11 protein-coding genes are annotated in these 21046 nt (G+C 75.1%); 6 read left to right on the plus strand and 5 right to left on the minus strand.

Annotated elements, in window-relative coordinates:
- The first annotated feature begins 63 nt into the window (after positions 1–63).
- A complete protein-coding gene (locus tag AF1_RS13770) occupies positions 64–792 on the plus strand; it encodes a DUF2202 domain-containing protein (protein WP_067797760.1) in 729 nt (242 codons plus the stop codon).
- Between the two features lie 79 nt (positions 793–871).
- Here AF1_RS13770 and AF1_RS13775 read toward each other — a convergent pair whose 3' ends face one another.
- Positions 872–1720 (minus strand): universal stress protein, encoded by an 849-nt coding sequence (locus tag AF1_RS13775; RefSeq protein ID WP_067797763.1) that lies wholly within the window; start codon positions 1718–1720, stop codon positions 872–874.
- A gap of 192 nt (positions 1721–1912) precedes the next feature.
- On the opposite strand from AF1_RS13775, the gene AF1_RS13780 reads away from it, so the two are divergent.
- From AF1_RS13780 to AF1_RS13795, 4 genes are all read left to right on the plus strand, one after another.
- Positions 1913–4222 carry a heavy metal translocating P-type ATPase gene (locus AF1_RS13780; RefSeq protein ID WP_067797809.1) on the plus strand — a complete coding sequence of 770 codons (2310 nt, stop codon included), beginning with the start codon at positions 1913–1915 and terminating at the stop codon, positions 4220–4222.
- Positions 4223–4322: 100 nt separating this feature from the next.
- On the plus strand, positions 4323–5924 hold the full coding sequence (locus AF1_RS13785; protein ID WP_067797766.1) for a polysaccharide deacetylase family protein: 1602 nt from the start codon (positions 4323–4325) through the stop codon (positions 5922–5924).
- A 3-nt stretch (positions 5925–5927) separates the two neighbouring features.
- Positions 5928–10457, plus strand: a complete 4530-nt coding sequence (locus tag AF1_RS13790) for a lysylphosphatidylglycerol synthase domain-containing protein (protein ID WP_067797769.1) — start codon at positions 5928–5930, stop codon at positions 10455–10457.
- A gap of 23 nt (positions 10458–10480) precedes the next feature.
- The gene (locus tag AF1_RS13795; RefSeq protein WP_067797772.1) at positions 10481–11851 is read left to right on the plus strand and encodes a WS/DGAT/MGAT family O-acyltransferase; all 1371 of its coding nucleotides are present in this window, start codon (positions 10481–10483) and stop codon (positions 11849–11851) included.
- A gap of 26 nt (positions 11852–11877) precedes the next feature.
- On the opposite strand, the gene AF1_RS13800 is transcribed toward AF1_RS13795, so the two are convergent.
- Both AF1_RS13800 and AF1_RS13805 read right to left on the minus strand, forming a co-directional pair.
- Entirely contained in the window at positions 11878–14565 is a 2688-nt protein-coding gene (locus tag AF1_RS13800; protein ID WP_067797775.1) for a cation-translocating P-type ATPase, read from the minus strand.
- Positions 14566–14568: 3 nt separating this feature from the next.
- Positions 14569–17217 carry a bifunctional acetate--CoA ligase family protein/GNAT family N-acetyltransferase gene (locus AF1_RS13805; protein WP_067797778.1) on the minus strand — a complete coding sequence of 883 codons (2649 nt, stop codon included), beginning with the start codon at positions 17215–17217 and terminating at the stop codon, positions 14569–14571.
- Positions 17218–17414: 197 nt separating this feature from the next.
- Here AF1_RS13805 and AF1_RS13810 point away from each other — a divergent pair, with 197 nt between their 5' ends.
- On the plus strand, positions 17415–18533 hold the full coding sequence (locus tag AF1_RS13810) for a class I tRNA ligase family protein (RefSeq protein WP_242608712.1): 1119 nt from the start codon (positions 17415–17417) through the stop codon (positions 18531–18533).
- A 231-nt stretch (positions 18534–18764) separates the two neighbouring features.
- Here the strand turns inward: AF1_RS13810 and AF1_RS13815 are convergent, their stop codons facing one another.
- Positions 18765–20198, minus strand: coding sequence for a sensor histidine kinase (locus AF1_RS13815; RefSeq protein WP_067797780.1), 1434 nt, complete (start codon positions 20196–20198; stop codon positions 18765–18767).
- The gene (locus tag AF1_RS13820; protein WP_067797784.1) at positions 20195–20935 is read right to left on the minus strand and encodes a response regulator transcription factor; all 741 of its coding nucleotides are present in this window, start codon (positions 20933–20935) and stop codon (positions 20195–20197) included. Before AF1_RS13820 ends, AF1_RS13815 begins: the two co-directional genes overlap by 4 nt.
- Positions 20936–21046 lie beyond the last annotated feature (111 nt).

Raw genomic sequence — 21046 nt, forward strand, 5'->3', positions numbered from 1 at the left:
CAGGGCGGCGCCGCACCGTGAGGGTGTCGGCGGAGGAGACGCGGAGAGACAAGGAGAACGATCATGAAGCGCATCGGCAAGACGGCCATCGCCCTCACCGCGGGCGGCGCGCTGGCACTCGGCGGGATCGCCGTGGCCGCCCCCGTCCTGGCCGGCGCCGGACCCGCCGGACCCGGCGGACCCGGCCAGCGGCCGGCGGCGACCCAGACCGTCCAGCCCGGCGGCCCCGGGGCCGGACCGGGAGCCGGACACAGGATGGGGCCTGGGATGGGGCCTGGGATGGGGCCTGGGATGGGGCACGGCTTCGAGCACAAGCGGGGCGACGGCACCTGCCCGAACCTCACCGCTCCCAGCGGCACGCTGACCGCCGAGCAGAAGACCGCCCTGGCCAAGACCGCCGAGGAGGAGAAGCTCTCACACGACCTGTACACGGCCTTCGCGGCCCGCTATGACGCGCGCGTCTTCGACCGGATCGCCAAGGCCGAGACCAACCACCAGAACGCGGTCCGCACGCTGCTCGACCGGTACGGGGTGCCCGACCCCACGGCGGGCAAGGCCGCCGGACAGTTCGCCTCGGCGGACCTCAAGGCCGACTACGACCGGCTGCTCGCGCAGGGATCGGCGAGCGAGCAGGCCGCGCTCAAGGTCGGCGCGGACCTTGAGAAGGCCCAGATCACCGAGCTGAAGAAGGCCGCCGACGAGGCCAAGGCGGCGGACGTCAAGCAGGTCTACGACCGGCTGGCCACCACGTCGCAGCGGCACCTGTCGGCCTTCCAGACGGGGGCGAACTGAGCACCGTCCCTCGCCGCCCGGTCAGCGTGCCGGGCGGCGCGGCCCCGTTCCCCGCAGGTGTCAGCGTTCCCCGCGGGTGTCAGCGGGGCGGGATGACGGCGATCGGGCAGCGCGCGTGGTGGATGACACCGTGGCTGACCGAGCCGAGCTGGGGCGCGTTCCAGTGCCGGTCGTGGGCGCCGACCACGAGCAGGCGCGCGTTGCGCGACGCGTTGGACAGCGCGGTCACCGGGTGCTCCAGGACGACCTCGTCCACCACGTCCACCCGCGGGTACTTGGCGCGCAGCGGCTTGTACGCCTCGACGAGCCGGGTGCGCAGGTCCTGCTCGATCTGCTCGGCGTCGACGGCGTAACCGGCCTCGATGAGCGTCCCGACGGTCTGCCAGGCGTGCACGATCCGCAGCCGGGCGTCGCGCACCGCGGCGGCCTCGAAGGCGTAGTCCAGGACGGCTCCGGCATCGTGCAGAAGATCGATGCCCACCACGATCTCGCCGCGGTCGGTGACGTCACCGCGCACGATCACGACGGGAATGGTGGAGCGCCCGGCCAGCCGCAGGCTCGTGGAACCCAGCAGCAGGCTGGCGAACCCGCCCCGCCCACGGCTGCCCAGCACCAGTTCGAAAGCCTTGTCGGACTGGTCCAGCAGTGCCTGCGCGGTCTCATCGGCGACGAGGGTGGTCGTCGTCTCCAGGTTGGGCCACCGCTCCTTGACGCGCTCGCGGGCGGCGGTCAGCATCAGGCGGCCGGCGCGGGTCATCCGCTCGGCGGTCTCGGCCGGCAGGAACAGCGGCGCCTTGTAGGGCCAGCTCTCCACCGCGTGGACGATGTGCAGGGGGCGTTCGCGCAGGGCGGCTTCGGCGGCCGCCCACTCCAGGGCACGGTCCGACTCATTGGAGCCGTCGGTGCCGACGACGATCGGTTCGGACATCGCGTTCTCCTTATGACGGGCGGGTCCCCTATCCACGCTCTTTTCCAGGTCCGCGCCGGCCTAGGGGCGAAGGTCCCCATCCGGGCGGCCCTTATGCCCGGCCGAGATGAGCCCGTCGGCCCTGGAATCCGGAGGCCACTACCGCAAACGTGGAAAATCCGGATTCCTGTGCGTGACGAGGTGGGGATGGGCATGCGGGCTGTGATCACGCGACGTGGTCCCGAGGTGCTCCTCGCCCTGGCCGCCGGCGGGTTGGCGGCCGGTGCCGCCGTCCGCTGGGCCGGCCAGACGGGCGCCGGTGACCTCATCTGGCTGCTGGTGACGGTCCTCGCCCTCGTCCCGGCGCTCTGGTGGGTGGTGGACGGGCTGCTGCACCGCAGGTTCGGCAGCGACGTGATCGCGGTGCTCGCGCTGGCGGGCACGATCGCCGTCGACGAGCCGCTCGCCGGCGCCGTGATCGCGGTGATGCTCACCGGCGGGCGGCTGCTGGAGGAACGCGCGGGGCGGCGGGCTCGCCGCGACCTCAGCGCGCTGCTGTCGCTCGCGCCCCGCGTCGCGCACCGCCGCACGGACGGCGGCCTGGCCACGATCGATGTCGCCGAGGTGCGTCCGGGCGACCGGCTACTCGTCCGCCCGGGCGAGGTCGTGCCGGTGGACGGGCTGGTGGAGCGGGACACGGCCGTCCTGGACGAGTCCACGCTCACCGGCGAGCCACTGCCGGTGGAGCACCCGGCGGGCGACGCGGTGCGCAGCGGCGCCGTCAACTCCGGGCAGCCGTTCGAGCTGCGCGCGACCAACGACGCCGGGTCCAGCACGTACGCGGGGATCGTCCGGCTCGCCGAGGAGGCCGCCGCCGAGAGCGCGCCGTTCGTGCGGCTCGCCGACCGGTACTCGGCCCTGTTCATCCCGGTGACGCTGGTGCTGGCCGGGGCGGCGGGGCTCGCCGCCGCGGATCCGGTGCGGGCCGTGGCGGTGCTGGTCGTGGCCACGCCCTGCCCGCTGATCCTCGCCGCGCCGATCGCGTTCGTCTCCGGCCTGTCGCGCTGTGCGCGCCGGGGCGTGGTGGTGAAGGGCGGCGGCGCGCTGGAGCGGCTCGCCACGGCGCGGGTGCTGCTGTTCGACAAGACCGGCACCATCACCACCGGGCATCCGACGCTCGCCGAGGTCGTCACCGCCGACCCCGCGCCCGCGGACGATCCGCTGCTGCTGGCCGCCTCGCTCGACCAGGTGTCCCCGCACGTGCTGGCCTCGGCGATCGTCCGCGGCGCCCATGAGCGCGGGCTGCGGCTCACCGCGCCGTCCGGCGTCACCGAGCAGGCCGGCCAGGGCGTGCGCGGGGTCGTGAACGGCCGCCGGGTGAGCGTCGGCAAGGCGAGCTGGGCCGGGGACGCCGACCCCGCCTGGCTGGACCGCGTGCGCCGCCGGGCCGCCGCCCACGGCGCGATCACCGTGTTCGTCGGGGTGGACGGGCGGCTCGCGGCCGCCCTGCTGCTGCGCGACCGCGTCCGCCCGGACGCGCCGCGCACGTTCCGGCTGCTCCGCCGGGCCGGCATCGTCCGCACGGTGATGGTGACCGGCGACCGCGCGGACGTCGCCGGCCCGATCGGCGAACTGGTCGGCGCGGACGCCGTGCGCGCCGGGCTGACCCCGGCCGAGAAGGTCGAGGTCGCCCGCGCGGAGAGCGAGCGGGCGGCGACCGTGATGGTCGGCGACGGCGTCAACGACGCGCCCGCGCTGGCGGCGGCCGGGGTCGGCGTGGCGCTCGGCGCACGCGGCGCGACGGCCTCCTCCGAGGCGGCCGACGCGGTCATCACCGTGGACCGGCTGGAGCGGCTCGCCGAGACGCTCGCGATCGCGCGGCGCACCCGGTCCGTCGCCCGGCAGAGCGTGGTCGTGGGCATGGGGATGTCGCTGGCCGCGATGGTCGCCGCGGCGTTCGGCCTGCTGGCCCCGGCGGCGGGCGCGCTGCTCCAGGAGGGCATCGACATCGTCGCGATCCTCGTCGCGCTCCGCGCGCTCGGCCCCGGCCGCGACCGGACGCCGCGGCTGCACGGCGACGCGGCCGAACTCGTCCGGCAGTTGGACGAGGAGCACCGGGCACTGTGGCCGCGCATCGAGCGGCTGCCGACCCTGGCGGACACGATCGCCGTGTCCGGCGGCCGGGAACGGGACACGGCCCTGGACACGCTGTCCGGTTTCCTGGCCGATCTGGCCGAGCACGAACGCAAGGACGAGCGGCTGCTCTACCCGGCGGTCGCGCGGGCGCTCGGCGGCGCCGACCCCACCGGGGCGATGAGCCGCGGGCACACCGAGATCGCCGAGCTGACGCGGCGGCTCGGCGCGCTCATCGCGGAGCTGCGGGCGGTCCCGGCCGCGCCGGAGCCCGTGCGCGACCTGCGCAGGACCGTCCAGGAGCTGTACGCCGTCCTGCGGCTGCACTTCGCGCAGGAGGAGGAGAGCTACTTCGTCCTCGCCGACGTGCACGACACCACGAAACGCTGATTTACCGACGTTTGACGCGGAAGTGCGGGACCTTTGTCCGCTCGACGGGGAGATCACCTGGGGTGACGCTGAAATCCCCCACCAAAGGACGGTGATCCCGATGCGACGCCTCACCGCGTTCTCAACGGCGGTACTGCTTCCGGCGGCCCTGGTGGCCGCGCCGGCCGTACCCGCCCTGGCGACGTCCTCTCCCGCCGCGCCGACCCGCGCGGCGGCCACCGAGGACGTGCCCACCTACACCCCGGGCGTCGCCGGCTGGCCCAGCGGCAAGGGCTTCGACGTCGCCTACCGGGCCTCGACGACCAGCGTGCTGTACCGGCGGTTCGTCGACGGCGCCTGGTCCACCCCGCTCAACCTGACCGGACGCCTGATCGGCGGCGCGGCCGTCACCTTCGCCGGCGGCAACCCGCACGTGTACGGCCGCGGTGTCGACGGCCGGCTGTGGGAGCGCGTCCGCGTCAACGGCACCTGGCAGCCCTGGACCAAGGTGGACGACCTGCTCATCAGCACCTCGCCCGCGGCGGCCGGGCACCCCGACGGGCGCGTCGACGTGTTCGTCCGCGACACCGCCGACAAGCTGCAGACCAAGACCTACACCCCCGGAACCGGCTGGAGCGGCTGGACGGCGCTCGACATGACCGCCGACACCGCGCCCGCCGCCGCCGTCACCGGCACCGGCGCCGTCCGCGTCGTCGTCACCGGCCGCGACCACGCCGTCTGGACCCGGACCCGTACCGGCACCACCTGGTCGGACTGGACGTCCCTCGGCGAGAGCACCTACAGCGCCCCCGGCATCGCCGCCGACACCGCGACCGGGCGGGTCTGGGTGTACGTCCGCAACGCCGAGACCAACCGGCTGCGGGTGCGGGCCTACACCGGCTCGTGGGGCGGCTGGCAGATCATGGGCGGCCTGTACGTCGACGGCCCCGGCGCGGCCTTCGCCGGCGGCAAGAGCGTGTCCGTCGGACGCGGCCGCGACGGGGCGTTCTGGAGCCGCACCATCACCGGCACCACCTGGACGACCGACCAGCGCGCCTGGGTCCCCGGGCCGCCCCCCGCCGTGCCGTCCTCGCTGCTCGGCAAGAACGTCACCAAGATCCCCACCACGTCCAAGGTCGCCGCGCTGACCTTCGACGCCGCCTGGAACGCCGCAGGGGTCTCCTCGATCCGCGCCACCCTGCAGCGGGAGAACGTGCCCGCGACCTTCTTCCTGGTCGGCGACTTCGTCCGCACGTTCCCGGTCTACAGCAACCTGCTGGCCGGGTCGGGGTTCCGGATCGGCAACCACAGCAACACCCACCCCGACTTCACCAAGATCAGTGACACGACGGCGCGCACCCAGGTCACCACCGCCCGCACGGCGATCTTCAACGTCAACGGCGCCGAGACCAAGCCGCTGTTCCGCTTCCCCTACGGCGCCTACACGTCCTCGGACGTGACGCTGCTCAACGGCCTCGGCTACGCCCCGGTCGGCTGGACGGTCGACTCGCTCGGCTGGCAGGGCACCTCCGGCGGGCAGACCGCGGACAAGGTCATCGCCCGCGTGCTGGCCGCCAAGACGCCGGGGATGATCGTCCTCATGCACGTCGGCGCCAACCCCGACGACAGCACCACGCTGGACGCCGACGCGCTCCCCGCGATCATCAAGGGGCTCCGCGACGCCGGCTACTCCTTCACCACCCTCGACGCGCTCATCCGCTGACCGGTGAGCGTGCGGACCGCCGCCGGCGACCCCACCGGGCCGCCGGCCGCCAGGGAGCACAAGGCGGGACGGGAACGCGGTCATGTGTGGTTCGGCCGCGTCCTCGGCCTGCTGATCGTCGCCGCGATCTTCGGCAAGGTGCTGCCCCACCTGGTCGATCTGGAACGGGTCGCGGAGATCCTGCGGACGCGGGTGCGGGCGCCGGACCTCGTCCTGCTGTCGGCCTTCACGGCGCTGTCGGTGCTGCTGTCGGCCGTCGGCCTCAGCGCGGCGCTGCCGGGGCTGCGGCTCGCCCACGCGTCCGTCATCAACGTGGTGACGACCGCGCTCGCCTACGTGCTGCCGGGCGGGGGCGCCGCCGGTGCGGCACTGAACGTCACGATGTCACGGGACCTCGGGTTCCGGGCGGGCCCGATCGCACTGCAAGTGCTGGTGACGGGCGTCTGGAACCTCGTCGTCCGGCTGACGCTGCCGCTGCTCGCGCTCGGGCTGCTCGCCATGGCGTCGGACGTTCCCCCCGGGGTGCGCGGGGCCGGCGCCCTCGGGCTGGGGGTGGCCGCCGTCCTCGTCGCGCTGACCGCCGTCATGCTGTGCAGCGACCGCGCCGCGTCCGCCATCGTCGCCGGTTTCTCGCGCGCCGCCCGTCCCGCCGCGCGGCTGCTGCACCGCCGGATCGGTGACCACACCGATGCCGTGGGGCGGTTCCAGGGCGAGGCGCGCGAGCTGATCCGCGCCCGGTGGCCGGCGCTGACGCTGTCCGCCGTCGGCTACCACGTCTGCGTGTTCGCGGTGCTGTACGTGTCGCTGCAGGCGGCGGGCGTATCGCGGGTGGGGGTGCTGGAGGCGTTCACCGTCTACACGGTGGCGCGGCAGGTGACGGCCATCCCGCTCACGCCCGGCAGCGCGGGCGTGCTCGAACTCGCGCTGATCGGCGGGCTGGACCTCACCGGCGCGGACCTGCCCGCCGCCACGGCCGGCGTCCTGCTGTTCCGTTTCTTCACCTACCTGCTCTATCTCCCGGCGGGCGGGGCGGCGTGGGCGTGGTGGCGGTGGCGCCGCCCGGTGACCGCCGTCCGGCCGCACCCGGCCGTGTTCCACCACCCCATGGACGCCGCCCGGCTCGGGCTCGCACTGACCGCGCTGGCGGGGGCGGCCGCGCTGAGCCGCGGCGTGCCCGGCTGGGACGCCGACCTGTTCCAGCTGGTGAACGACCTGCCGGACGCCATCGAGCTGCCGATGTGGCTGCTGATGCAGGGCGGCTGGGTCGGCGCGGCCGGCGTCGCGGCGGTGGCCGCCGCCGCTTCGCGCAGGTTCCGTTTCGCCGTCACGCTGGCCATGGGCGGGACGCTCGCGTGGGTGCTCGCCAAGGTCGTCAAGGACGTGTCCGGACGGCCGCGTCCCGCCGCGCTGCTGGACGGTGTCGCGCTCCGGGCCGACGCGACGCCCTTCGGCACGGGCTTTGTCGCGGGGCACACGGCCGTCGCCGCGGCCCTGGTCACGGTGGCGAGCGCCTACCTGCCCCGCCCGTACCGGCGCGTCCTGTGGCCGGCGGTCGCCGCCGTCGGCGCGGCCAGGGTGTACGTGGGGGCGCACTTCCCGGTGGACGTGCTCGGCGGTGCCGCGCTGGGCTGGGGCGTGGGGGCGGCGGCCCTTCTCGTCATCGGGACGCCCGGCCACCGGCCCCGGCTCGCGGCGGTACGGGGGATGCTGACCCGCCACGGGCTAACGGTCACGGACGTGCGCGCGCTGCCGGGCGACCCGCGGCATGCGGTCCGCTACGCCGCGGACACGTCCGCGGGGCCGCTGCTCGTGCAGGTGATCGGCCGCGACCAGCGCGACGCGGACACGCTGCACCGGCTGGGCCGGCTGTGGCGGCGCGGACCGGGCGAACCGCCGTTCGCCACCGCCAAGCAGCTCGCCGAACACGAGGGCTACCTGCTGATGCGCGCCCGGCGGGCCGGGGCGCGCGTCCCGGCCGTCCGGTTCGTGACCGAGGTCGATCCGGGCGGCTGGGCCCTGGTGACCGACCACATCGAGGTGACCGGCCCCATGGAGACGCCTCCCCCGGTCGAAGAGCCGGAACCCCGCGCGGCGGTCAGACGGTGGCGGGGCCGGCGGTTCCCGGTGACCGGTTTCGTTCCGAAGGCGCCCGCCACGGCGCGGCATCCCGCGGACGTGATCCGCGTGGCCGCCGGGCTCACCCTCTGCCTCTCCCTCGCCGTCTTCGCCGCCGACGGATTCCTGCTGCGCCCCGAAGCCGACCTGTTCCGGCTCGTCAACGACCTGCCCGGCCTGCTGTTCTGGCCGGTCAACGTCGTGATGCAGGCGGGCGCGCTCGGTGCCGTCGCGGTGACCGCGGTGACCGCGCTCGCCTTCCGCCGCGTCCGGCTCGCCGTCGATCTGGCACTCGCCGGCACGGCGGCCTGGCTGCTCGCCAAGCCGATCAAGGACCTGGCCGATCGCGGCCGGCCCGGCGCGCTGCTGTCGGAGGTCATCCTGCGCGGCGCGCACGAGGGCGGGCTCGGGTTCGTCTCCGGTCACGCCGCCGTGGCCGCGGCCCTGGCCACCGTGGCCGCCGGGCACGTCCGGCGCCCGGTCCGGTGGGCGCTGTGGGCGGTCGCGGCCGGGGTGTGGCTCGGCCGCGTCTACGTCGGCGCCCACTTCCCGCTCGACGTCGTCGCCGGTGCCGCGCTCGGCTGGGCGGTCGGCGGCGCCGTCCACCTCGCACGCGGCACGCCGAACCACATCCCGGTGCCGGCGTCGATCGCCGCGGGCCTTGCCCGCTGCGGACTGGAACGGCCCAAGGTCGAGCCGCTGAAGGCCGACGCGCGCGGCTCGATCCCGTTCACCGCCGTCACGGCGGACGGGCGGGCCGTCTTCGTCAAGGCGCTCGGCCGCGACCAGCGCGACGCGGACCTGCTGTTCAAGACGGCCCGCTTCCTGCTCTACCGGGAGGTCGAGGATGAGGCGCCGATGGCGAGCCCCAAACGGCAGGTGGAGCACGAGGCGTACATGCTGATGCGCGCGGCGGACGCCGGGGCACGCGTCCCCGCCGTCATCGGGGTGGCGCCCGCCGGGGCCGGCACGTGGATCCTCGCGGAAGAGGCGGTCGGCACCGGCGGCCGTCCCCTCGGGGCACTGGACGACGCCGGTCTCCGCCTGCTGTGGGGCGAGGTCGCGAAGCTGCGCGAGGCCCGCATCGCGCACCGCGATCTGCGGCTGGCGAACGTCCTCGTCGGCTCCGACGGCCGGCCCGTCCTCGTCGACTTCGGGTTCGCCGAGGACGCCGCGAGCGACGAGCGGCTCGCCCAGGACGTGGCCGAGCTGCTCGTCTCCACGGCCCTCGTCGCCGGCCCGCACCGCGCCGTCCGGGCCGCCACGGACGTACTCGGGCCGGGCGCCATCGAGGCCGCCGTCCCCTACCTGCAACCCCTGGCGCTGGCGGGCTCCACCCGGACGAAGGTGCGCGAACACCCGCACATCCTGGCGGAACTCCGCACCTCGCTGGCCGGTCCGGGCGCGAGCCCGGCCGCGCCGCGGCCGCTGTCGCGGATTCCGTCCCGGCCCTGGTCCCTGCTGCTGCTCGTCCTCGCCGGGTACGTCACCTACCACGGCCTCATCGGGGTCACCGGCCTGCGCTCCCCGATGACCGTCCTCGCGAACGCCCACATACGGTGGCTCGTCCTGGCCGCCCTGCTCGTGGCGGCCTCCTACGCCGCGGGCGCGCTCGCCCTGCTGGGCGCCTCACCGCGCGGCCTCGCCTTCGGACGCACCTGTCTGCGCCAGGTCGCCGCGTCCTACACCGCACGTCAGCATCCGGCGGGCCGGGGCGGCGAAGCCGTCCTCGGCGGCTACCTCCGCGACCACGGGGCCGGGCCGCACGAGGCCGTCGAGACCGTCGCCCTCACCAGGCTGACCGGCGCGTTCGTCCACACGGTGGCGCTGGCGCTCGCCCTGGCCTCGGCCGTGCTGGACGGCCGGGAGTCGTTCGACTCGCCGCCATGGTCCGGGCCCCTGGTCGCGGCCGTCACGGTCGTCGTCGCCCTCGGCACGGTCCTGCTGTGGCGGCGCCGAAGGGAGATCGTCCTGCCGCTGGGCGCCGCGGCGGCCGGGCTGCCCCGGCTGGCGCGCCGCCCCCGGCACCTGATCGCGCTCCTCACCGGCAGTTCCGCGGTCACCACCTGCTCGGTGCTGGCGTTCCTGGCCGTGAGCCACGCGATGAACGTGCCACTGCCCGCCGCCACCCTGGCGGCGGTCCACCTGCTGCTCGTCCCGCTGCGCCTCCTCGGTCCCCTCCCGGGCGGCCTGGGCGTCGTCGAACCCGTCCTCGTCCTGGCCCTGGTCACCCTCGGGACGGGGCCGACCGAAGCCGTCCTGACCATGCTGGTCTACCGGGTCCTCAGCTTCTGGCTGCCGATCCTCCCCGGCGCCCTGGCCTTCCACGCCGGCCGGCGCCCGCCGGGACCTTCGTCCCTCCCTCCGGGGGCGAACGCCGCTGGGACGGGGGGCCGCGCCGGGGTTTGCTCGGAGTGAGACCTCACCCCGGGGGATGAACGATGCAACGGATGAACGCGCTGGACGCGGGGATGTACTTCGCGGAGAACGACACGCGGCCCCTCCAGATCGGGACCGTCACCGTGTTCGAGGGCCCGGCGCCGGAGTACCCGGATCTGGTGCGGGAGATCTTCGCCCGGCTGCGGCTCGCGCCGCGCTGCCGGCAGCGCGTCCGGACCGTCCCGTTCAACCTCGCGCACCCCGTCTGGGTGGACGACCGGAACTTCACCATGGAGGACCACGTCCGGTACACGGTCGTCCCGCCGCCGGGCGGCCCGGAGGAGCTGCACGCGCTGGCGAGCCGGCTGCTGGGCAGGCGGCTCGACCTCACCCGGTCACCGTGGGAGGTGTGGCTGGTCGAGGGGCTGCCGGACGGCCGCTGGGCGCTGTTCTCGAAGGTGCACCACTGCATGGTGGACGGGCTGGCCGGCATCGACCTGCTGACCGTGCTGCTGGACGTCGCCCCCGGCTGGACGCCGGCGGAGCCGCGGGTGTGGATGCCCGATCCGGAGCCGTCCATCGGCGCCGTCCTCCGCGACGGCGTGCTGGACGGGCTCAAGGACTTCCGGCGGCAGGCGACCCGGCTGTTCCTCCCGGCGCTGCGCGACTCGGTCGCCACCGCGAAGGCCGTGCCCGCCTGCGCGGCCCGGCTCATGGGCTCCGGCGCGCCGGAGCTGAACGGCCCGACCGTCCCGGCCCGCCGCTGGTCGCGGGCCTACGCCGGGATGGACGAGGTGGACCGCATCCGGCGCGCGTTCGGCGGGTCCGTCAACGACGTGGCGCTGGCCGCGGCGGCCTCCGGTTTCCGGGACCTGCTCGCCGCCCGCGGCACGCTCGCCCCGGACACGGTCGTGCGCGCCCTGGTGCCGGTCTCCGTCCGGTCGCCCGACGAGCGCGGGATCCTGACGAACCGGGTGTCGGCGCTGCTGTGCGACCTGCCGTGCGGGGAGGACGATCCGCTGCGCCGGCTGCGGATCGTCCGGGAACAGATGGACGGGCTGAAGAACAGCGGCCAGGTCGCCGGCGTCGACTCGTTCGTCAAGCTGGTCGGCGGCGTGCCCGGCCTGCTGGCCGTCGCCGCCCGCACCGCGCTGCGGATGCGCCAGCCGCTGATCCAGACGATCGTCACCAACGTCCCCGGCCCGTCGTTCCCGCTGTACGCGATGGGGCGGCGGATGCTGGAGATGGACCCCTACATCCCGATCGCCGCCGGCCTGCGCGTGTCGATCGGCGTCGTGTCCTACGACGGCGGCCTGTCGTTCGGCGTCACCGCCGACCGTGACGCCGTTCCCGACCTGGGGACGCTGTGCGCGGGCATCCGCGACGGCATCGACGAACTCCTCAAGGAGGTCCCCGCCGGAGAACCGGACTGATGGCGCCGGACTGATGTCGTCCCTGCTCATGCGGCCTGCGGAGCGGGGACGGCGCGCCGGCGGCGGTGCCGGCGGCGCAGTTCGTCGGTTCCCCAGACGATGACCGGGAACACCGCGATGATCGCCAGCACGTCCGGGGGCAGCGCGGCGGTGCCGAACAGGCCCTGCAACGGCGGCAGGTAGATCAGCGCGGCGGCGAACAGCAGCTCGAAGGCGATGCCGGCCAGCAGCAGCGGGTTGGTGGTCAGCCCGACCTCGCGGAGGGACGCGTGGTCGGTGCGGGCGGCCATCGCGGTGCCGACCTGGCAGGTCACCAGGCCCGCGAACGTCGCGGTCGTCGCGGTCAGATAGGCGTGGTGCAGCGCGGAGCCGGCCCCGGTGGCGTCGCCCGGCTGCCAGCCGGCCCGCCACAGGACGTAGAAGAACACCGACATGACCAGGGCGGCGGAGACCAGGCCGAGGTAGCCCCAGGCGCGGATCAGCATGTCGCGGGAGATGACGCCCTGCGAGGACGGGCGGGGCGGCCGGTCCATGATGCCCGGCTCGGCGGGTTCGCGGCCGAGCGCGAGCGCGGGCAGCGTCTCGGTGCCGAGGTCGATCGCGAGGATCTGCAGGACGGTCAGCGGCAGCGGGATCAGGCCGCCGCTGAGCGCGAACACCAGGAACGGGACGACCTCCGGGACGGCGTGGGCGAAGATGTACAGGATGAACTTGCGGACGTTGTCGTAGACGCGGCGCCCGGACTCGATCGCGGTGACGATCGTGGCGAAGTTGTCGTCGGTCAGCACCATCGTGGCCGCCTCGCGGGCCACGTCGGTGCCCGAACGTCCCATCGCGACGCCGATGTGCGCCTGGTGCAGGGCGGGCGCGTCGTTGGCGCCGTCCCCGGTCATCGCGACGACCTGCCCGTGGGCGCGCAGCGCGTCGGCGACCTTGAGCTTGGTCTCCGGCGACGACCGGGCGAAGACGATCTCGGCGTCGCCGGTCAGCAGCTCGTCCAGCTCGTGGTCGTGGATCCGCTCGGACTCGGCGACCACCCGCAACCGGGGGACTCCGATACCGACCTCCGCGGCGACGGCGGCGGCGGTCGCGCCGTTGTCGCCGGTCACGATGTGGACGCGCAGCCCCGCGCCGTGGCAGCGGTCGACGGCGCCGGCGACCTGCGGGCGCGGCGGGTCGTACAGCCCGACGAGGCCGAGGAGGCGGAGCCCGGTCTCGGCGTCGTCCCGGCGCTCCGGGACCCCGGCACCGGGCGGCAGGTCCCGGACGGCGACGGCGAGGACCCGCAGCCCCCGGCGCGCGAGCTCGCCGACGACGGCCATGACCGCGTCGCGGTCGGCGTCGGCGACGCGGGCCAGGACGGACTCGGGCGCGCCCTTGACGTAGACGGCGAGGTGGTCGTCGTGCTGGACGACGGTGGACATCAGCCGCAGCCGCGCGTCGAACCGGAAGACCGCGCGGCGCCGCTCGTCGCGGGCCGCCAGCCGCGCGGGAAGGCCGGGACCGCCGCCCTCGACCAGGGCGATCTCGGTCGGGTCGCCCTGCAGTTCGCCGGACTCGCCGTAGGACACGGTCGTGCACTCGGTCATCGCCTGCGCGAGCTCGGCCGGCACCGGCGCGTCGGTGCCGGCCCCGGTCCGCGGGGTCCAGTGCGTCTGGAGCCGCATCCGGTTCTGGGTCAGGGTGCCCGTCTTGTCGGTGCAGATGACGTTGGTGGATCCGAGCGTCTCGACCGCGCTGAGCCGCTTCACGACCGCGCCCTGCCGGGCCAGCACCCGCACGCCGACCGCCAGCGCCAGCGTGATCGTCGGCAGCAGCCCCTCCGGGACGTTCGCGACCAGCAGCCCGATCGCGAACATCAGCGCGTCCGTCAGCGGCAGCCCGACCAGCGCCCCGAGCAGCAGGAAGACCACGCCCATCCCGACCGCGACCGCCGCGATCAGCCAGGCCACCTTCCTGACCTGGGTCTCCAGCGGGCTCTCCCGGCGGGGCATGCGCTGGCTGAGCGCGGCGATGCGGCCGAGCTCGGTGTGCCCGCCGGTCGCGAACACGATCGCCTGCGCCGCGCCGCCGACGCAGGTCGTCCCGGAGAACACCAGGTTCGGTTCGCTCAGCAGCGGGGCGCCCGCCTCCGCCGGGGCCGCCGCCCGCTCCACCGGCGCCGACTCGCCGGTCAGCATCGACAGGTCGACCTCCAGCGCCCCGTCGGTCAGCCGGCCGTCGGCGGGGATCTTGTCGCCCTCCTCCAGCACGATGAGGTCGCCCGGGACGAGGGCGGAGGCGTCCACGGCCTGCCGGCGCCCGTCCCGGATGACCCGGGCCCGCTCGGGCAGGTACGCGGCCAGCGCCTCCACCGCGCGTTCGGCCTGGTGCTCCTGCAGCAGCGCGAACCCGGCGTTGATCAGGATCACCGCCAGGATCGCCCAGCCCAGCACGGCCATCCCGGCGATGAACGCCAGCGCGCCCGCGCCCCACAGCAGCAGCGCCAGCGGATGGGCGAGCTGTGCGGTCAGCAGCCGCGCCAGTGACCGTTTCTCGCGCCGCCGGACCTGGTTGGGCCCGTAGACCGCCAGCCGCCGGGCCGCCTCACGTCCCGACAGGCCCCGGTCGCCGGTGCCCAGTTCCTTGCGGAGCAGCGGCAGCGGTTCCCGCGGGTCGGCGCCCGCCTCGGCGGTGACGGTCGCGGTGCTCGCGTGATGTCGCCTGGCCGGCATCGGTCAGCGGAGGCGGCGCAGATAGGGGTCCCACGCGCGGCGGGGCGCGAGGCGGACCCGGGCGTCGACGGCCATGACCCCGTCGGGGCGGACGATCGTGGGGTTGAGGTCGAGTTCGGTGATCCCCGGATGGTCGGCCACCAGCCGGGACAGCCGCAGCAGCACCTCGCGCAGCCCGGCGACGTCGCCGGGCGGCCGGGCCGGGTGGCCGAGCAGCAGCGCGGACAGCCGGGGGGCGCGGATCAGCTCGTCGGCCTCGCGGGCGGTCAGCGGCGCCAGCCGGGCGGCGCGGTCGGCCAGCGCGTCGGTGTCGACGCCCCCGGCCCCGAAGATCACCACTGCTCCGAACACCTCGTCCTGGACGGCGCCGCACAGTACCTCGACGCCCTCGCCGGCCATCGCCTGGACGAGCATGCCCCCCAGATCGCCGCCGAACCGCCCGGACAGCCGGGCGAACGCGGCCCGGACGGCGTCCTCCCCGTCCAGGCCCAGTTCCAGGGCGCCCGCCGCGGTCTTGTGCACGACCCCGGAGACGTGCGCCTTCAGCGCCACCGGAACGCCCAGCTCGCGGGCCGCCGCGACCACCTCGTCCTCGGTCCTGGCCCAGCACCAGGGCGCCATCGGCAGCCCGTAGGACTCCAGCAGGCGGAAGGTGTCGACGGGCGGCAGCCAGCCGCCGTCCGGCGCGCCGGCCAGGTATCCGGCGATGACTCCGGCCGCCTCCTGCGGGTGCAGGCCGGGCAGGGCGGGCGGTGCGTCCCGCGGGACGTTCCGTCCGCGCGCGTACGTCCAGGCGTGGGCGAGCGCGCGGGCGGCGTTCTCCGGATAGGCGTAGCACGGGACGCCGCGCTCGTTGACCGTGACGGTCTCCGCCTGCCCGAGCACCACGGCCGCCAGCGGCTTGCCGATGCCGCCGAGCGCGCCGCGCAGGTCGCCGAGCGCGGTCGGGGCCACCAGCGCCAGCACGGCGTCGACCGACGCGTCCGCGGCGACCAGGTCGAGGGCGTCCTGGAACACTTCGGCGGACACGGCGGCGGTGGTGTCGACCGGATTGGCCGCCGCCGCGCAGACCGGCAGCATGCCGGCGAGGGCGCGCCGGGTGGCCGCGTCCAGGACGGGGACGGTCAGCCCCGCGTCGGCGCAGGCGTCGGCCGCCAGCACCCCCGCCCCGCCGGCGTTGGACACCACCGCCACCCGCGGCCCGGCCGGCGGCGGCTGCGTCGCCAGCAGCGCGGCGGCGTCGACCAGCTCGCCGAGGTCGTCGGTGGCCACGACGCCCGCCTGCTCGAACAGCGCGCGGCGGGTCAGCTCCGGGGTCGCGGCGGCGGCGGTGTGCGACGCGGCGGCCCGGGTGCCGGGCGCGGACCGTCCGGCGAGGACGGTCAGCAGCGGCATCCGGGCGGCGACCCGGCGCGCCGTCCGGGCGAACTTGCGGGGGTTGCCGAACGACTCCACGTGCAGGACGCCGAGCCGGGTCGTCTCGTCCGACTCCCACCACATCAGCAGGTCGTTGGCGCTCACGTCGTACTTGTCGCCGACCGAGGCGAACGTGGAGACGCCGATGCCGAGCCGGGACAGCTCCTCGATCAGCGCGACGCCGACACCGCCCGACTGGACCGCCACGCCCGCGATCCCCGGGACGGGACGGCGGGCGCCGAACGTCGCGTCCAGCCAGATGCCGGTGTTGGCGATCCCCAGGCAGTTCGGCCCGACCAGCCGCATGCCGTGCTCGCGGCAGGCGGCGAGCAGGCCGCGCCCCTGCTCGGCGGTCAGCCCGGAGCTGATCACCACCAGCGCGGACGTCCCGGACCGGCCGCACGCGGCGGCCACGCCGGGCACGGCGTACCCGGGCACGGTGACGACCGCGAGGTCGGGCGGCTCCGGCAGGTCGGCGAGCGTCGCCACGCAGGGGACGCCGTGCATGTCGGACCCGGCGCAGTGCGGGTTCACGGCGTAGACGGCGCCCTTGAAACCGCCGTCGACGATGTTGCGCAGCAGCTCGGCGCCGACCGTCCCGCGCCGGCGGGACGCGCCGATGACCGCGACGACCCGGGGCCGCAGCAGCGGTTCGAGGCTCGCCACATCCGCCCGCCGTTCCCGTTCGGCGACCGCGTCGAGGTAACCGTCGTCGGGGACCAGCGGCATCGTCAGCTCGACGACGCCGTGCGACATCCGCTGCCGGGGGGACAGCCCGGCATCGGCGAACACGCGCAGCATCGAGCTGTTCTCGGGCAGCGTGTCGGCGTGGAACGCGACGATCCCGTTGGCGCGGGCCAGCGACCCCAGATGTTCGAGCAGCAGCGTCCCGACGCCCCGGCGGTGCATCCGGTCGGCGACCGCGATCGCGATCTCGACCTGCCCGGGCACGCCGGTCGGCTCGTACTCCGCCATCCCGATCAGCTCGCCGCGCAGCCAGGCGCCGAGCGCCGCGTGGTCGCGGGCGTCGCCGCCCGCCCGGCAGACCCGTGCGGCCACCTGCCCGGCCATCGCCCGGTTCAGGCCGAAGAAGCGCAGGTGCCGGCTCTCCTCGGACAGGCCGTCATGCAGCTCGCGGACCGCGTCCAGGTCCGCCGCACCGAGCCTGCCGATCTCGATCTGCGTACCGTCGGTGAGCAACGCGAAGGCCCGCGCGCCGGAAAGCGGCTCTGTCATGTCCCCAGCCTCGGCCTGGACGGACCGGGGATCAGCGTCCCAAGGTCACCGGCCGCCGGGACCTTGGTCCCGTACCGGGACGAAAAGGAAGGACCTTCGGAGGTGCCGTGTTCCCCGCCTCCTCAGCACACTGGAGACAATCGCACCGAGCGCCAGGCTCCCTTCACGTCCCGACCACCGCGAGGAACGGCATTCCCGTGAATCTCAACGCACCCGACCGCACCCTCCGGATCGGCGGCCGCCCGCTGCCGGTCGTCGGTCCCGCCCGGATGTACGTCTGCGGGATCACCCCGTACGACGCGACGCATCTCGGCCACGCCCGCACCTTCGTCTGGGCCGACATCGCGGCCCGCGTCCTGCGGCACGCGGGCGGGGACGTGCGCGTCTGCCGCAACGTCACCGACGTCGACGACGTGCTGAACCAGGCCGCGCACCGCGCCGGCAGCCCGTACGACAGCTTCGCCGCCGTCCAGCAGTACTACTTCGAACGCGACCTCGAAACGCTCGGCGTCCACGCCGTCGACCACCAGCCGCGGGCGCACAACCACGTCCGGGAGGTCATCGCGCTCGCGCAGGGGCTGCTCACGTCCGGCTCCGCCTACGTCCGGGACGGCGCGGTCTACTTCCGCGGCGCCGACGTCCCCCGGCGGGCGGGGCTCGACGACGGGGAGGCCCGCGCCCTGCTGGCCGAGTACGGCGACGAACCCGACGATCCCCGCAAGGAGCATCCGTTCGACATCGCCGTCTGGCGGCCCTCGCACTCGGGCGAGCCCGCCTGGCCCAGCCCGTGGGGGCGGGGACGGCCCGGCTGGCACGCCGAGTGCGCCGCGATGGCCATGACGATCTTCGGCCCGGCGCTGGACCTGCACGCCGGCGGCACCGACCTGCGTTTCCCGCACCACGCCTACGAGTCCGCGATGGCCGAGGCGCTGACCGGCGTGCATCCCTTCTCCCGGGCCTGGCTGCACGTGGGCATGGTCCGCCGGGACGGGGTGAAGATGGCCAAGTCCACCGGCAATCTGGTCCTGGTCTCCGACCTCGTCCCGGGCCATCCGGCCGCCGCCGTCCGGCTCATGCTCATCAGCGAGCCCTGGCGGGAGGACTGGGACTACACGCCCGGCCTCCTCGACCACGCCGCCGAGCGCCTGGAGCGGCTGCACATCGCGGCCGGCCGCGGCGGGAACTCCCCCGCGGCGGAGGCGGCCGTCACCGAGGCGCTCCTCGACGACCTCGACGCGCGCACCGCGCTCGGCATCGCCGAACAGGAGGGCGGGCGAACCGCCCGCCTGGTCATGGCGGTGCTGGCCCTCGGCTGAGCGCGGGATCGCGCGTGCCCCGGGGAGGGAACATCCCCGGGGCACGCGCGAGGCGGGAGAAGTCCTCCGCCGCTTAGGCAGCGTTCCGAGATGGACGGTGCGCGGTTTCCCGCTTCTCCGTCCCGTTCCTGGGCTTCTCCCGCCCAACTCCATTCGACCGCACGGGCCCCGGCGGAGCCAGGGACCAAGGTCCCTGGTTCCGGATACCGCCGTTCCGGATGGCGCTGCGGCTCACCCGCCCGACACCGGGAGCGTGACGCGGAAGACCGTGTGCTCGGCGGCGGCGAGTTCGGCGCGTCCGCCGTGCGCGGCGGCCACCGCCTGGACGATCGCCAGCCCGAGGCCCGTGCCGCCGGCGGCACGGGAGCGGCCCTGGTCGGCGCGGACGAACCGCTGGAAGATCTCCTCCCGCTGCTCGGGCGGGATGCCGGGGCCGTCGTCCGCCACGTCGAGGACGACGGTGCCGCCGCGCACCGCGAGCCGGACGGTGACGTGCGTGCCGGGCGGCGTGTGGGTGCGGGCGTTGGCGAGCAGGTTGGCGATCAGCTGGTGCAGGCGGCGGGCGTCGCCGGTGACGGTGACCGGCTCCTCGGGCAGCACCATCTCCCAGCGGTGGTCCGGCCCGGCGGCGTGGGCGTCGCTCGTGGCGTCCAGGACGAGCCGGGTCAGGTCGACCGGACGCGATTCGAGCGGGCGGCCGGCGTCGAGGCGGGCGAGCAGGAGCAGGTCGTCGACCAGTTCCGACATGCGCACCGACTCGGCCTGGATGCGTCCGAGCGCGTGCCGCACCTCCGGCGGGACGGGTTCGGAGATGCGCAGCGCGAGTTCGGCGTGCCCGCGGATCGCGGCGACGGGCGTGCGCAGCTCGTGGCTGGCGTCGGCGGCGAAACGGCGCAGCCGCTCCTCGCCGGCGTGCCGGCGGGCGAGCGCGTTCTCGACATGGCCGAGCATCCGGTTCAGCGCCGCGCCGACCTGGCCGACCTCCGTGCGCGGGTCGGTGTCGGGGACGCGCTCCGGCATCGCCACCTCCCCGCTCGCCAGCGGCAGCTCGGCCACCCGGGACGCGGTGGCCGCGACCCGGCGCAGCGGGCGCAGCGCCAGCCGCACCCAGGCCGCCGCCGCGATCCCGGCGGCGGCGAGCACGACCGCGAAGACGACGGTCTCCACCAGGATCAGCCGGTGCACGGTCTCCTCGACGGGCCCCAGCGGCAGTCCGGTGATCAGGACGTCGCCGTCGTCGCCGCGCACCGCCGCCACCCGGTACTCCTCCAGGGCCGACAGGGACAGCGACCGTCCCCGGCCGTCCGCCGGGACGGCGGCCAGGGCGTGCCGGTCGGCGGTGGTCAGCGGCACGGGCCCGACGCCGCCGGCGCGGACCATCGCCGCCTGCCGCACCGAGCCGCCGATGAGGCGGGCACCGAACGTCCCCGGTGCCTGCCCGCGGGCGTCCGGGCCCTCGTCGCCGTCACGGTGCGGCTCGTGCTCCAGGGTCGCCGCGAACCTGCCGCCGGACGCGGCCAGTTGCTCGTCCAGCCGCCCGACGAGGAACCGGCTGAGCGCGGCGGCCGTGCCGAGCCCGACCGCGAGGCAGCTCAGCGCGAGCAGCACGACCAGCCCGGCGGTGAGCCTCGCCCGCAGCGTGCGGGCCGCCGCCGGAACCCTCACGAAGCCTCCGGCTTCAGCACGTACCCGACGCCGCGGACGGTGTGGATCATCGGAGCCCGGCCCGCGTCGATCTTCTTGCGCAGGTAGCTGATGTACAGCTCGACGACATGGGCCTGGCCGCCGAAGTCGTAGTCCCAGACGCGGTCGAGGATCTGCGCCTTGCTGAGCACCCGGCGCGGGTTGCGCATCAGGAACCGCAGCAGCTCGAACTCGGTCGGGGTCAGCTCGATGATCTGCCCGTCCCTGGTCACCTCGCGCGCGTCCTCGTCCATGGACAGCCCGCCGACGGTGAGCAGCCGCGCGGTGCCGGCCTGCCGGGTCATGCCCGCCCGGCGCAGCAGCCCGCGCAGCCGGGCCAGCACCTCCTCCAGGCTGAACGGCTTGGTCACGTAGTCGTCGCCGCCCGCGGTGATCCCGGCGATCCGGTCCTCGACGGCGTCGCGCGCGGTCAGGAACAGCACGCACACCTCCGGGGTGTCGGCGCGGAGGCGGCGCAGCACCTGCAGGCCGTCGATGTCGGGGAGCATCACGTCCAGCACGACCGCGTCGGGACGGAAGTCGCGGGCGGCGGCGAGCGCCCCGGAGCCGTCGCCCGCGGTGCGGACCGCCCAGCCCTCGGAGGCCAGCACGCGGGACAGCACCTCGGCCAGATCCGGCTCGTCGTCGACGACCAGGACCCGGACCGGTGTGCCGTCGGCCCTTCGCAGGCTCGCGGAGGCGGGTTCGTCATTCGTCATGGCACGGCCAGCCTCCCTCCCCGACCTCTGAGTTTCCTCTGAAAAGCCGCTGAAAAGCCCGTCTTTCCCACGGTGTCAGAGAGAACACAGAAACTCCGTTGGCAGGGTGAC

This window comes from Actinomadura formosensis NBRC 14204 (assembly GCF_001552155.1).
Classification (GTDB): Bacteria; Actinomycetota; Actinomycetes; order Streptosporangiales; family Streptosporangiaceae; genus Spirillospora; species Spirillospora formosensis.

Bases quoted from the DNA above. Each gene is read 5' to 3' on its own strand.
- AF1_RS13820 (WP_067797784.1), bottom strand. From the start codon at position 20,935: ATGACGAATGACGAACCCGCCTCCGCGAGCCTGCGAAGGGCCGACGGC.
- AF1_RS13785 (WP_067797766.1), top strand. From the start codon at position 4,323: ATGCGACGCCTCACCGCGTTCTCAACGGCGGTACTGCTTCCGGCGGCC.
- AF1_RS13770 (WP_067797760.1), top strand. From the start codon at position 64: ATGAAGCGCATCGGCAAGACGGCCATCGCCCTCACCGCGGGCGGCGCG.
- AF1_RS13780 (WP_067797809.1), top strand. From the start codon at position 1,913: ATGCGGGCTGTGATCACGCGACGTGGTCCCGAGGTGCTCCTCGCCCTG.
- AF1_RS13805 (WP_067797778.1), bottom strand. From the start codon at position 17,217: ATGACAGAGCCGCTTTCCGGCGCGCGGGCCTTCGCGTTGCTCACCGAC.
- AF1_RS13800 (WP_067797775.1), bottom strand. From the start codon at position 14,565: ATGCCGGCCAGGCGACATCACGCGAGCACCGCGACCGTCACCGCCGAG.
- AF1_RS13795 (WP_067797772.1), top strand. From the start codon at position 10,481: ATGCAACGGATGAACGCGCTGGACGCGGGGATGTACTTCGCGGAGAAC.
- AF1_RS13775 (WP_067797763.1), bottom strand. From the start codon at position 1,720: ATGTCCGAACCGATCGTCGTCGGCACCGACGGCTCCAATGAGTCGGAC.